Annotated in this window: 11 protein-coding genes; 3 read left to right on the forward strand and 8 right to left on the reverse strand. The window is 71.0% G+C overall.

The window, feature by feature from the left end:
• Nucleotides 1-21: 21 nt before the first annotated feature.
• The 6 genes from HYN04_RS06725 to dusB all read right to left on the reverse strand — a co-directional run bounded on the left by HYN04_RS06725 (nt 22) and on the right by dusB (nt 8,082).
• Complete coding sequence (locus HYN04_RS06725) at nt 22-885, reverse strand: D-amino-acid transaminase (protein WP_110450051.1); 864 nt, start codon at nt 883-885, stop codon at nt 22-24.
• A complete protein-coding gene (ntrX, locus tag HYN04_RS06730; RefSeq protein ID WP_110450052.1) occupies nt 885-2,282 on the reverse strand; it encodes a nitrogen assimilation response regulator NtrX in 1,398 nt (465 codons plus the stop codon). Before ntrX ends, HYN04_RS06725 begins: the two co-directional genes overlap by 1 nt.
• The gene (locus HYN04_RS06735) at nt 2,282-4,426 is read right to left on the reverse strand and encodes a sensor histidine kinase (RefSeq protein WP_110451326.1); all 2,145 of its coding nucleotides are present in this window, start codon (nt 4,424-4,426) and stop codon (nt 2,282-2,284) included. Before HYN04_RS06735 ends, ntrX begins: the two co-directional genes overlap by 1 nt.
• Nucleotides 4,427-4,571: 145 nt before the next feature.
• Nucleotides 4,572-5,993 (reverse strand): sigma 54-interacting transcriptional regulator, encoded by a 1,422-nt coding sequence (locus HYN04_RS06740; protein WP_110450053.1) that lies wholly within the window; start codon nt 5,991-5,993, stop codon nt 4,572-4,574.
• Nucleotides 5,990-7,084, reverse strand: coding sequence for a two-component system sensor histidine kinase NtrB (locus tag HYN04_RS06745; RefSeq protein WP_110450054.1), 1,095 nt, complete (start codon nt 7,082-7,084; stop codon nt 5,990-5,992). The genes HYN04_RS06740 and HYN04_RS06745 overlap by 4 nt, the downstream gene beginning before the upstream one ends.
• Complete coding sequence (gene dusB / locus HYN04_RS06750; RefSeq protein WP_110450055.1) at nt 7,081-8,082, reverse strand: tRNA dihydrouridine synthase DusB; 1,002 nt, start codon at nt 8,080-8,082, stop codon at nt 7,081-7,083. The genes HYN04_RS06745 and dusB overlap by 4 nt, the downstream gene beginning before the upstream one ends.
• Nucleotides 8,083-8,190: 108 nt before the next feature.
• On the opposite strand from dusB, the gene HYN04_RS06755 reads away from it, so the two are divergent.
• Entirely contained in the window at nt 8,191-9,360 is a 1,170-nt protein-coding gene (locus HYN04_RS06755) for a bifunctional 2-C-methyl-D-erythritol 4-phosphate cytidylyltransferase/2-C-methyl-D-erythritol 2,4-cyclodiphosphate synthase (RefSeq protein ID WP_110450056.1), read from the forward strand.
• Between the two features lie 77 nt (nt 9,361-9,437).
• Nucleotides 9,438-9,932: a CinA family protein gene (locus HYN04_RS06760; protein ID WP_110450057.1), complete on the forward strand. Its 495-nt coding sequence runs from the start codon at nt 9,438-9,440 to the stop codon at nt 9,930-9,932.
• Nucleotides 9,933-10,065: 133 nt separating this feature from the next.
• Here HYN04_RS06760 and HYN04_RS06765 read toward each other — a convergent pair whose 3' ends face one another.
• Both HYN04_RS06765 and lipA read right to left on the reverse strand, forming a co-directional pair.
• Nucleotides 10,066-10,524, reverse strand: coding sequence for a type II toxin-antitoxin system RatA family toxin (locus tag HYN04_RS06765; protein WP_110450058.1), 459 nt, complete (start codon nt 10,522-10,524; stop codon nt 10,066-10,068).
• 5 nt (nt 10,525-10,529) lie between these two features.
• Nucleotides 10,530-11,486 carry a lipoyl synthase gene (gene lipA / locus HYN04_RS06770; RefSeq protein ID WP_110450059.1) on the reverse strand — a complete coding sequence of 319 codons (957 nt, stop codon included), beginning with the start codon at nt 11,484-11,486 and terminating at the stop codon, nt 10,530-10,532.
• 140 nt (nt 11,487-11,626) lie between these two features.
• Between lipA and HYN04_RS06775 the strand changes: the two genes are divergently transcribed.
• Entirely contained in the window at nt 11,627-13,183 is a 1,557-nt protein-coding gene (locus HYN04_RS06775; RefSeq protein ID WP_110450060.1) for an AMP-binding protein, read from the forward strand.
• Nucleotides 13,184-13,330: the final 147 nt, after the last annotated feature.

Genomic DNA, 13,330 nt, shown 5'->3' on the forward strand with positions numbered 1-13,330 from the left:
GCCTGTCCCCGCCGTCGGCCGCTAGATCGCCGCGGCCCTGGCTTCCTCAATATAGAGCCTACGGAGGCGGCTTGCCACAGGCCCCGGACGTCCCTCCCCGACCGGCTGCCCGTCGATCGCCACCACCGGCATGAGCAGGGCGCCGGCGCCGGTAAAGAAGGCCTCGCGGGCCCTGCGCGCCTCCTCCAGGCTGAAGGGCCGCTCCTCGATGCGGAGGTTCTCGGTCCGGGCCACCTCCAGCAGGGTGGCGCGGGTCACGCCGCGCAGGATGTTTGCGGTGGTGTCGCGGGTCACGAGCACCCCGTCCGCCGTGACGATCCAGGCGTTGGACGAGGCGCCCTCGGTCACCAGGCCGTCGGCGTCGATGAACCAGGCCTCGGCCGAGCCGGCTTCCCGGGCGGCCTGCTTGGCCAGGACATTGGGCAGGAGGCCCACCGTCTTGATGTCGCAGCGGCCCCAGCGGTTCTCGGGCGTGGTGATGACCCCGACGCCAGCGGTGGCGCGGGCCTCGGCGGCCTGGGGATCGACGCGCTTGACGGTCACCACAACGGCGGGCGGGACCGGTTCGGCCGGGAAGGCGTGGTCGCGGGGGGCGACGCCGCGGCTGACCTGCAAGTAGACGAGGCCGTCGCGAATGTGGTTCCGGCGGACGGTTTCCTTCAGCACGGTGGTAAGGGCCGCCCGGCTCATGGGCATGTCGATGGACAGCTCGCCCAGGCTCCGCTCCAGCCGGGCGAAGTGCCCCTCCGGATCGCACAGGCGCCCGTCCGACATGGCCCAGACCTCGTAGATGGCGTCTGCGAGCTGGTAGCCCCGGTCCTCGATGTGCACGGCGGCGTCCGCATGCCGGACATAGGCGCCGTTGACGTAGGCGACGCGTCCCATCAGCCCTCCTCCCCCTCAGTGACAGCCCGGCCGCCGGACAGGCCCAGGGACTTCAGCTTCCGGTGCAGGGCCGAGCGCTCCATGCCGATGAAGGCCGCGGTCCGCGAGATATTGCCCGAGAACCTCAGCATCTGGGCGTGGAGGTAATCGCGCTCGAAGACTTCCCGGGCCTCCCGGAGCGGCAGGGAGATGATCCGCTCCGCCCCGAAGCCGCCGCCGGTGCGCTCCTGCGCCTCGGGCTCGGGCGGGATCATCTCGGAGGTGATGGGCTCGGCCGGATCCCCGGAGGCCAGGATCAGGAGGCGCTCGATCTGGTTGCGGAGCTGGCTCAGGTTACCCGGCCAGTCGCGCACCTGCAGGGAGGCCAGTGCGTCGTCCGACAGCCGACGGCGCGGCAGTCCGGCGCCCTCCGAGATCCTCTGGATGAAGAAGTCGACCAGCTCGGGAATGTCCTCGCGCCGTTCGGCCAGGCCCGGCACGCCCAGGGGCACGACGTTCAGCCGGTGGAAGAGGTCCTCGCGGAACCGCCCTTCGGCGATCTCCGCCCTCAGGTCCCGGCAGGTCGAGGAGACCACGCGCACGTCCACCTGCACGTCCGAGGCGCCGCCGACCCGGCGGAACCTCTGGTCGACCAGGACACGCAGGATGCGGCTCTGGGTCTCGCGGGGCATGTCCGCCACCTCGTCGAGGTAGAGGGTCCCCCCGTGGGCGCGCTCGAAGACGCCGATCTTGGCGGGCCGGCCTGCCTCGCCCTCCTCGCCGAACAGCTCGATGTCGACCCGCTCGGGGGTCATTCCCGCGGCGCTGATGACCATGAACTCGTTCCGGCCCCGCGGGCTGGCGGCATGGATCATCCGGGCGACGGTCTCCTTGCCCGCGCCCGGAGGGCCTGAGATCAGCACCCGGCTGTTCGCCGTCGCCAGCTTGTTGATCAGGCCGCGAAGCTGCTGGACCACCTGCGAGCGTCCGATCAGGCCGTCTGGCGTCACCGTGCGGGCGCGCAGGCGACGGTTCTCCCGGCGCAGGTTGGCGGCCTCCAGGGCCCGCTCCACCACCAGCAGCAGCCGGTCCGACTTGAAGGGCTTCTCGAGGAACTCGTAGGCGCCGCGCTTGATGGCGCTGACCGCCGTCTCGATGTTTCCGTGGCCCGAGATCATGATCACCGGCAGGTCGGTGTCCAGGCCCTTGACCATGTCCAGGAGCTCCAGCCCGTCCATGCCCCCGCCCTGCATCCAGATGTCCAGGATCAGGAGGGACGGCTTGCGGGCCCGGATCTCGGCCAGGGCCGATTCCGAGTCGTTGGCGGTGCGGACCGCATAGCCCTCGTCGGTCAGGATCCCTGCGACCAGGTCCCGGATGTCGGCTTCGTCGTCGACCACAAGCACGTCCGCGGCCATCATGCGCTCTCCACTTTCGGGATCGTCCGGGTCGCCTGCGCGACGGACAGGGGCAGCCTGAGAAGGACGCGGGCCCCCGGCCCGGCCTCGGCGTCGGCAAGGACCAGGTCGCCGCCATGGTCCTCCATCACGCGCTTGACGATGGCCAGGCCGAGGCCCGTCCCTTTCTCGCGCGTTGTCACATAGGGTTCGGTCAGCCGGTCGCGGTCCTTCGCCGGTAGGCCCAGTCCGTTGTCCTCGATGACAAAGGCCAGGCCCTGATCGTCCAGGCGCAGGTCCGCCAGGATCCGGCCGGGCGGGTCAGGCTGGGCGGACAGCCGCGCGCGGACCGCCTCGGCGGCGTTCTTGAGCACGTTGGCCAGGGCCTGGGCCAGCATCCGGCCGTCCGCCCGCAGGATGACGTCAGGCAGGGGCTCGCCGATCACCCATTCAATGTCCGGATCGGCGACCCGGCGCCCGAAGACCGCCTCGCGAAGCAGCTCGGCCGCGTCCTGGTCCGAGGGCTGGGGCGCCGGCATGCGGGCGAAGGCCGAGAATTCGTCGACCATCCGGCCGATATCCCCGACCTGTCGCACGATGGTCTCGGTGCAGCGGTCGAAGGTGTCCAGGTCCGCCGCCTCGACATTGCGCCGGAACTTGCGGCGGATGCGCTCGGCCGACAGCTGGATGGGGGTCAGGGGATTCTTGATCTCGTGGGCGATGCGCCGGGCCACGTCCCGCCAGGCCGCATTCCTCTGGGCGGAGACCAGGCGCGTGATGTCGTCGAAGGTCAGCACCAGGCCCTCGCCGATCCGGCTGGCCCGGACCCGAAGACGCACGGTCTCGCGGCCACGGCTGATGTCCACCTCGCCCTCGGCATGGCCCACCGTCCGGGCGGCGGCCAGGATCTCGCCCATCTCCGGGGCGGCGGATTCCAGGGTGGTGGGCGAAGCGAAGACCGGGTCCTCAGGCAGGTCCAACAGTCTTGCGGCCTGCCGGTTCACAGCAGAGATCCGGCCGTCCGCACCCGTGGCGACCACGCCGGCGGACACCTCCGAGAGCACGGCCTCGATGAACTGCCGCCGCCGCCGGGCCTCGTCGCTGGCTCGGGTCAACGCTTCCTGCTGCTGCGACAGGTCCCGCGTCATGTCGTTGAAGGCCCGGGACAGGACGGCGATCTCCTCGGGGTCGGACTCGGCGTCCACCCGGGCGGTCAGGTCGCCCCGCGCCACGCGCTCGGCGGCCTGCACCAGGCGCCCGACCGGCGCCGAGATGGAATGGGCCGCGCCCATGCCCAGCCAGACCGCGCCGATCAGCACCAGGAGGGCGGTCTCCACATAGGCCAGGGCGAAGGCCCTCTGGATCCGGTCCCGGCTCTGGGCGGCGTCGCGGTAGGAGACCAGGGCCTGCTCGGCCTCGGACAGGTTGGCCACGACGCCCTCGCCCACCGGCCGCACCAGGTAGAGGTAGGCGTCCGGGTAGGACTTCAGCCGGAAGACGGTCCGGGTCAGGTTGGCCGAGACGAAGATGTCGCCCTCGTCCGCCGCCCGGAAGGCCTGCTCCGGAGGGGTCAGGAAGGCCGGCGCCGAGGCGCTCTCCGCCCGGGCCAAGACGCGCCCTTCCCGGTCGATCAGGTAGGCGGCGGGAAAGTCGTTGTCCGCCGCCTGTTGGGCCAGGAACAGGCCGAAGGTCACCGGGGAGTCGCCCAGGGCGCCGGCTGCGCCGTTCAGGTCGGTGGCGATCAGGGTGACGTGTTCACGCACATAGCGCTTCTGTTCCTCAAGATAGCTCCGGAACACCGTCGCGGAGTTCTCGACCACGGTCTGGACCCGTGTGGAGAACCAGTCCTCCACGCCACGGTTGACCAGCACCCCGTAGAACAGGGCCACCACCAGGGCCGGGGCGGTCGCCGCCGCGGCGAACAGGGTCACGAAACGCAGGCGCAGCCGGGCTGCGGGATCGGCTGTCCGGTCCCTGAGGAGGCCCAGCACGGTGCGCCCGGCCGCGGCGAGCAGCCAGAGGATCAGTACCAGGCTGGCGCCCAGGACCCAGAGGATGTTGAGGCTGGCGGGCGCCAGGGGCCCGGACTGCGGCGGAGAGGCGGCCAGGAAGATGCCAAGCCCGGTCAGGAGGGCTGCGGCCAGATAGACCCCGCCCGTCGTCATGCTGGACCCCGCCAGGACGCGGATCGGGCCCAGCCGGCGACCGGCGGCCTCCAGGAACGGACTCAAGCCCATCATGGGACGCATGCTAGGGCGGACTGTGCCCCACAATCAACAGCGCGTTGCCAAAAAGCGTCAGCTGACGCCCCTAGCGACGCGCGCGGGTCATCTCCACGCCCAGGTCCTGGATCTTCTTGCGCAGGGTGTTCCGGTTGAGCCCGAGGATCTCGGCGGCGCGCACCTGGTTGCCCCGGGTGCCCGCCAGGGTCAGGGCGATCAGCGGTCGCTCCACCTCCTCCAGGATCCGGTCATAGAGACCCGGCGGCGGCAGGCCCTCGGGGAAGGTCGCGAAATGCCCGGCGAGGTACCTGTCGACAAGGCCGGACAGGGTCACCGGCCCCTCCTGCCCCCTCAGGGGCGCCTGCTGGTCGGCCAGCTCCAGCTCGATGATCCGGGCGGTGATCAGCTCTTCGCCGTAGAGGGCGCAGATCCGCCGGATCAGGTTCTCCAGCTCGCGGACATTCCCCGGCCAGCTGTGCGCCTTCAGCCGGTCCAGGGCCCCGCCGTCGATCGTCTTGGCCGGCAGGCCCTCGCGGTTTGCGCGAAGCAGGAAGCTCCTCGCCAGGTCGGGGATGTCCTCGGCCCGGTCGCGCAGGGGCGGGATGCGCAGGGGCGCCACGTTCAGCCGGAAATACAGGTCCTCGCGGAACAGGCCCTGCTGGATCAGGCCCCTCAGGTCGCGGTTGGTGGCCGCGATGATCCGCACGTTGGGGCGACGCCCGGTCCGCGGGTTGATCGCCGTCTCCGAGCCGTCGATCACGCGCAGCAGTCGGGTCTGGGCGTCGAGGGGCATGTCGCCGATCTCGTCGAGGAACAGGGTCCCGCCGTCGGCCTCCACCAGCTTGCCGATGTCGCCGTCATTGCGCCCGAACAGCTCGGTCTCGACCCGCTCGCGGGGTACGGCGGCCAGGTTGATCACCACGAAGCGGCCGTCCCGCCGGCGGCCCATGTCGTGCAGGGCGCGGGCGACAAGCTCCTTGCCGGTGCCGCTCTCGCCAAGGATCAGCACCGTCAGGTCCGCGCCGACCAGCCGGGCGATGGTCCGGTAGACCTCCTGCATGGGCGCCGAGCGGCCGATGAGCGGCAGGCGCTCGTCCCGCGCCGCCCGCGCCTGGGCCCGTGAGGCCTCCACGTCCGCCGGCCGCGACAGGGCCCGCCGGGCCACCGCCGTGATGTCCTCCAGGTCGAAGGGCTTGGAGACGTACTCAAAGGCCCCGGCGTCGGCGGCGTTCACCGCCGTCAGCAGGGTGTTCTGGGCGCTCATCACGATGACCGGCAGGCGCGGGCGCTCCTTGCGGATCCGCGGCAGGACATCAAAGACGTTCTCGTCGGGCATGATCACGTCGGTGATGACGAGGTCGCCCTCCCCCTCCGAGACCCATTTCAGCAGGGTCGCCGCATTCCCGGTGGCCCGCACCTGATATCCCAGCCGGGTAAAGGTCTGGCTCAGCACCAGCCGGATGGAGCTGTCATCGTCGGCGATGATGATCTTCTTGGTCGCGGCGTTCATGCCGGATCCTCCGTGACGATGGGCAGGAGCACCCGGAACACCGTCCGTCCCGGCTCCGAGGTGAAGTCGATCAATCCGCAGTGCGCGGACACCAGCTTCGAGACCAGGGCCAGGCCGAGACCCACCCCGCCGTTCCGGCCGGTGACGAAGGGTTGGAAAAGGCTGTCGCGAAGGTGGGCCGGCACCCCAGGCCCATTGTCTATGACCCGCACCTCGAGGGGCGTGCTGCGCAGGCCCCGGGCCCCGCCCGTGCGAATCCGCACCCCGTGCCGGAAGGCGGTCCGGATGACGATCTCGCCCTGCCCATCGCCCCGGCGGTGCGCCGCCTCGGCGGCGTTCTTCACCAGGTTCAGGAAGATCTGGATCAGCTGGTCCTCGTCGCCTGGCGTCAGCGGCAGGGAGGGGTCGTAGTCCTCGACCACCGAGAGCCCCTCGCCCACCCCGTTCACCGCCAGGGTCCGGACCCGGTCGAGGACCAGGTGGATGTTGATCGGCCTGCAGACCGGCGCGGCGTCGTCCGAAAAGGCCTCCATCCGGTCGACCAGCCGCTTCACCCGGTCGACCTCGTCCACGATCAGCTGGGCCAGGGGCGTATCCTCGGTCCGGACGCCCGACTTCAGCAGCTGGGCCGCGCCGCGGATCCCCGCCAGGGGGTTCTTGATCTCGTGCGCCAGCATCCGACCCAGACCGATGATGGTTCTCAGGCCCGCGCTCTCGGCGCCGCCCCGCTCGCCGCTCAGGGCGCCCGAGCGGACGGTCAGGGTCAGCAGCACAGAGCCATCCTCCAGAGGAGCGGCCGAGGCGTCGGCGCGGAAGGCCGAGTGTCCGAACAGGCCGACCTCAAAGCCCCGCTCGCGGACCGGGCCGCCCTCGATGCGGGCCCGCGCCACCAGGGTCAGGAGGGGCGCGTCCGGCGCCATGGCGGCGGAAAGGCCGCTGCGGGTCATCACCCCCAGCGACTGGCCGAAGAGGCGCTCTGCGGCCTCGTTGGCCGCCACAACCTGTCCGCCGTCGGCCACCACGACGGCCGGTTCGGGCGCCATGTCAAAGGCCGCCGCCCTCAGGGACTCGCCTGCCGGAACCGGGGTCATGCCGCCGTCTCCCTTCTCCAGAGTTCGGAAAGGCCAGCCTCGACCTCCCGCGGGTCCTCCATGCGGCAAAGTCGCCGCCGGGCCTCCAGCCGCTCGGCCGGGTCCCCGGGCGCCGCCGCCTCGTCGACATAGGCCGCCAGGTGCTTGCGGAAGACCCTCAGGCCCGTGCGGTCCCCATAGAAGGCCAGGCTCTCGGCGAAGTGCTGCAGCACCACCTCCAGGCGCGCCTCGCGATCGGGCTCCTCCCAGGTCCCGCCCGCCAGCCCCGCCTCGATCCACGGCGCGATCCAGGGCCGGCCATAGACGCCCCGTCCGACCATGACGGCGTCCGCCCCGGACTCCGAAAGGGCCCGGGCCGCATCGCCGGCGTTGCGGATGTCGCCATTGACGATGACCGGGACCTTCACCTCGGCCTTGACCGCCGCCACGGCCGTCCAGTCGGCGCTCCCCTTGTAGAACTGGCAGCGGGTGCGGCCATGGACCGTGATCGCCTTTACCCCGCGCGCCTCCGCGCCGGCCGCGATTTCCGGGGCGTTCTTCGAGGCGTCGTCCCAGCCCAGCCGCATCTTGGCGGTTACCGGCACGTCCACGGCGTCGACCACCGCCTCCACCAGACGGAACAGGAGCTCGGGCTCGCGCATCAGGGCCGAGCCCGCCAGGGCCCCGCCGGTCACCTCGCGGGCCGGGCACCCGAAGTTAAGGTCGATCACGTCCGCGCCTGCCGCGGCGGCCAGGCGGGCGCCGGCGGCCATGTCCTCGGGCGTGCGCCCCACAAGCTGGACCACCATTCGCGGCAGGCCCTCGCCCACCGCGGCGCGCCGCACCACGTCCGGCCGGCCCGCAGCGAAGGCCGAACAGGCCACCATCTCCGTCGCCACATAGGGCGCGCCCAGGCGCGAGGCCGCCCGCCGGAACGGCAGGTCGGACACCCCGGTCATGGGGGCGATCCAGACCCTGCCGGCGATCTCGACATCCCCGATCTGGACCGGGCTGCTCATTTTGGCGTCACTTCCATCGCCCTCTTTTTAGGCAATTTGACAGGGACGTAAAGAGCCGGAGGGGCCAGTCCCTCTGGACAGGCCCGCAGGCGCGCCTAAACAGCCCCCATGACCTTTTCCGCCGTCATCGTGGCCGCCGGCGCCAGCCTCCGGGCCGGGCCGGGCGAGCCCAAGCCCTGGCGCGACCTCGGTGGCCGCCCGGTCCTGGCCTGGTCGGCACACGCCCTGTCCACCGCGGGGGCCCGGCGCCTTGTCGTGGTCACGACCGCTGACCGGACGGAGGCGACCCGAAGCCTCCTCGCCGGCCTCCCGGGCCTTGTGGTGGTCGAGGGCGGCCCATCCCGCTCGCTCTCGGTCCGGGCCGGCCTCGCCGCCCTGGACGGCCCGCCGGACGAGCCCGTCCTGGTGCATGACGCCGCCCGCCCCTTCCTCGGGCCCGCCGTGATCGGACGGGTCCTTGAAGCCCTGTCCGGCGCCGACGGCGCCATCGCCGCCCTTCCGGTGGCCGACAGCCTCAAGCGCGGCGGCCCCGCGGGCGTTCCCGAGATCGAGGCGGCGGTGGACCGCGAGGGTCTCTGGCGGGCCCAGACCCCCCAGGCCTTCCGCCGCGCCGCCCTCCTGTCCGCCTTCGCCGCCTGGACCGGGCCGGAGCCCACCGACGAGGCCGCCGTGATGGCGGCCAACGGCGCGCGCATCGCCCTGGTTCCCGGGGACCCGCGCCTCTTCAAGCTCACCTGGCCGGAGGATTTCGACATGGCCGAGGCCCTCGCCCGCGCCCCCGCCCCGTCCCCGCGCGAGGTCCGCATGGGACAGGGGATCGACGCCCATCGCTGGGGACCGGGCGACGGGGTCTGGCTCTGCGGCGTCCACATTCCCCACGACGCTTCTCTCATTGGCCATTCCGACGCCGACGCCGGCCTCCACGCCCTGACCGACGCCCTGCTGGGCGCCCTGGGCGAGGGCGACATCGGCCAGCACTTTCCGCCCTCGGACCCGCGCTGGAAGGGCGAGCCCTCCGCCACCTTCCTCGCCCACGCCGGCGGCCGGGTCGCCGCCCGCGGCGGTCGCATCCTGTCCCTCGACCTCACCCTGGTCTGCGAAAAGCCCCGGATTGGTCCACACCGCGAGGCCATGCGCCGTTCGGTAGCCGAGATCCTGGGCCTCGACATCGGGCGGGTCAGCGTCAAGGCCACCACGACCGAAGGCATGGGCTACACGGGTCGGCAGGAGGGCCTCCTGGCCCAGGCGATCGCCGCCGTCGAGCTTCCCTCGGCCTGATCCGCCGACTGGGGGCTTGCGCCTGCCCCCCGGCCGGTGGTCAGGTCGTCCCGCCAGCGCCAGACCGGAGACGCGACATGTTTTCCATCGAGATCGAGACCCTCGCCCGCCTCCTGATCGACGAGGCGCGCGAGCGCCAGCTGCGCCTGGTCACGGCCGAGAGCTGCACGGGCGGCCTCGTCGCCGGCGCCATCTGCGCCATACCGGGGGCGTCGGACGTCTTCGAGCGCGGGTTCGTCGTCTACAACAACCGCGCCAAGCAGGAGCTGCTCGGCGTCCCCGGCGAGATCATCGCCGACCTCGGCGCCGTTTCCGAGCCCGTCGCCCGCATGATGGCCGAGGGCGCACTGGAGAACTCCCACGCCCACATCGCCGTGGCCATCACCGGCGTGGCCGGCCCCGGCGGCGGCACCCGCATGAAGCCGGTGGGAACGGTGCACATCGCCACCGCCCGGGCGAACCACGGCCTCCACCACCGCCAGGAATTCTTCCAGTTCGAGACCCGAGAGGAAATCCAGCTGGCCGCCGTCCAGTCCGCCCTGGAAGCCATGCGCGAACGCATCAGCCGGTAGCCTGCAGCCGATCCCGCAGACCCCCTCCGGCCCGCTTAGCGGCCCACCTCCCCCTTGGCGGAGGAATAAAGAGGTAATTGCTCCCCATCAGGGGGAGCTCCGGACGAAGTCCGGTGAGGGGGTCAACGGCGTCCTAGGTCTTCCCCGGATCTCCGAAGAGCGCCCGGGCCCGGTCCTCGAAGCAGGTCAGGAGCCGGCCCGCCGCCCGGTCGAAGTTGCCCGCCAGCAGGCCCTCCAGCAGGCGGCTCCGGAACTCAAAGTCGATGTCGAAGTCGATCCGCGTCCCGCCGTCCTCGGGCACGAAGTCCCAGCGGTTGCGCAGCCGACGGAAGGGGCCTGAGATCAGTTCAACGTCAATCCGCCTCAGCGCCGGGTCCCGGCGCACCCGGGTGGAGAACCGCTCGCCTACCGGGCCAAAGGCGACCTGGACCTCGGCGTCCAGCCAGTCGGCGCCATTCGGCTCGGTCCGGGCGTTCCAGGTCCTTAGCGACCGGACCCAGGGCACGAACTCGGGATAGCGGAGGACGTCGCCCACAAGGCCGAACAGGGCGTCCGGGGCGTAGGGCGACTGGCGCGAGATGCGGTGGCGCAAGGCCCCTACCCGCCGCGGGCCAGCCGGGCGGCCTTGAGCCGGGCGAAGTCCTCGCCAGCGTGGTGAGAGGACCGGGTCAGGGGGCTGGCCGAGACCATCAGGAAGCCCTTGGCGCGCGCCGCCTCCTCGTAGCCACGGAACTCGTCGGGATGCACGAACCGCTCCACCGCCGCGTGCTTGCGGGTCGGCTGCAGGTACTGGCCGATGGTCAGGAAATCGACGCCCGCCGAGCGCATGTCGTCCATGACCTGCAGCACCTCCTCCCGGGCTTCGCCCAGGCCGACCATCAGGCCCGACTTGGTGAAGGCCGCCGGGTCCGCCTCCTTCACCCGCTCAAGCAGGCGCAGGGAGTGGTAGTAGCGGGCGCCGGGCCGGATGGAGGGATAGAGCCGGGGCACGGTCTCCAGGTTGTGGTTGAAGACGTCCGGGCGCGAGGCGATCACCTCCAGGGCCGCTTCCACCGGCTTGCGCAGGAAGTCCGGGGTCAGGATCTCCACCGTGGCGCCCGGGGCGCGGGCGCGGATCTCGCGGACCACGGCGGCGAAGTGGGCGGCGCCTCCGTCAGCCAGGTCATCCCGGTCCACGGAGGTGATGACCACGTGCTTCAGGCCCATCTTGGCCACGGCGTCGGCCACCCGGGCGGGCTCGGTGGGGTCCAGGGGCTCCGGACGTCCCGTAGCCACATTGCAGAAGGCGCAGGCCCGCGTGCAGGTGTCGCCCATGATCATCATGGTGGCGTGGGACTGGGTCCAGCACTCGCCGATGTTGGGGCAGGCCGCCTCCTCGCAGACCGTCACCAGGCCATGGGCCTTCACGATCGCCCGGGTCGCGGCGTAGCCCTCGGAGCCAGGCGCCCGGACGCGCAGCCATTCGGGCTTGCGCAGGACCGGCGTGTCAGGGCGGTTGCGCTTCTCAGGATGACGCGGCCGGGGGCCGGCGCGGGTGTCGATGACGGTGGCCATGCCCCTAGATCAGCCTTCCCGGCCGCGGGATCAAGCCGCCGCCGCACCTTCCGGCAGGATCACGGAATGTAACTGGTCTTTTCATTCGGCTGGGGGGCGTCTACTTTTCGGGGACCAAGAGAATCCGGAGGGACAGGCCCGTGGCGAAGCTGGGAGATTACATCAACGGCGGCGGCACGATCTTCAGCGCCCTCGTGGATGCAAGGGCGGCCTTTGGGGCCAAGAAGCTGATCCTCGAGGACCAGGACCGCAACCCGCTCAGCTACACCGACCTGATCCGCGCCGCCTTCGCACTTGGGCGCCGGATCGCCGCCCTCACCGAGAAGGGAGAGCGGGTCGGGGTCATGCTGCCGGCGAGTTCGGCAGGCGTAGTCACCTTCTTCGCCCTCCACGCCTTCGGCCGCGTGCCGACCATGCTCAACTTCACCTCGGGAATCCGCAACCTGAAGGCCGCCTGCGAGCTGGCCGGGGTGAAACGGGTCCTCACCGCCCACAAGTTCATCGAGCAGGGCCAGCTGCACGACCTGGTCGACGCCCTCGAGACGGTGGCGACGGTCAGTTACCTTGAGGATGTGCGCGAGAAGGTCGGCCTGGCGGACAAGCTCTTCGCCGCCGCCGCCGGCGCCCTGCCCCTCCGGTTCGCGCCCGCCTCCAGGCCGTCCGACATCGGCGTCATCCTCTTCACCTCGGGCAGCTTCGGGGCGCCCAAGGCGGTTGTCCTGACCCAGGAAAACCTCATCGCCAACGTCGCCCAGGCGGCGAAGTTCATCGACATCGACCCGGACTGGATCCTGTTCAATCCCCTGCCGATCTTCCACTCCTTCGGACTGACCGGCGGCATCCTCCTGCCCCTGCTGACCGGCATGAAGGTGTTCGAGTATCCCTCGCCCCTCCACGTCAAACAGATCCCGCCCCTGATCAAGGACACCAAGGCCGCCCTGCTGCTGGCCACCGACACCTTCATCAACCAGTACGCCAGGGCCAGCGACAGCGATGAGCTTTCAGGGCTCAAGTTCATCGTCGCAGGTGCTGAAAAGGTTCGGGAAGAGACCCACAACCTCATCCGTGACCGCTTTGGCGGCGTCCCGGTCATCGAGGGTTACGGGGCGACCGAGGCCGCGCCGATCATCGCCATCAACCTTCCGAACGACAATCGCCGCGGCACGGTCGGCGGTCTCATGCCGGGCATGGATGCGCGCCTGGAGCCGGTCGAGGGCATCACCGGCGGCGGGCGGCTGCTCGTGCGCGGCCCCAACGTCATGGCCGGCTACCTGCGTCCCGATGGAACCCTGGAGTCGCCCGTCGATGGCTGGCTCGACACCGGCGACATCGTCAGCATCACCGACGACAACTGGATCACCATACTCGGCCGTGCAAAGCGCTTCGCCAAGGTGGGCGGCGAAATGGTCTCCCTGACCGCCGCAGAGGACCTCGTCCTGTCTCTCTGGCCAGACAACCGCCATGCCGTCATCGCCATGCCCGACCCCAAGAAGGGCGAGCGCCTGATCCTCTTCACCGACCGCACCGACGCCGCCGCCTCGGCCATCGTCGAGCACGCCCAGTCCCTCGGCGCCCCCGAGATCGCCGTGCCCCGCAAGATCGTGAAGGTGCCGGAGATCCCCGTCCTGGGCACCGGCAAGACGGACTACGTCACCATCATGCGCCTGGCGGAGGTCGAGGGCAGAAGGGCGGCGTAGTGCCCGCCTCGATTTCTCGCCTGGGTGGATGTGGCGCGCACAGCGCGTCGGAGGGGGCCAGCTGAGCCGCCGCAGACCCCCTCACCGACCTTGGGGGGGCAATTGGCTCCCTAATTCCTCCCCATCAGGGGGAGGTGGACCGGGGCA

Origin of the sequence: Phenylobacterium parvum (assembly GCF_003150835.1) — a bacterium.
Taxonomy (GTDB): Bacteria; Pseudomonadota; Alphaproteobacteria; order Caulobacterales; family Caulobacteraceae; genus Phenylobacterium; species Phenylobacterium parvum.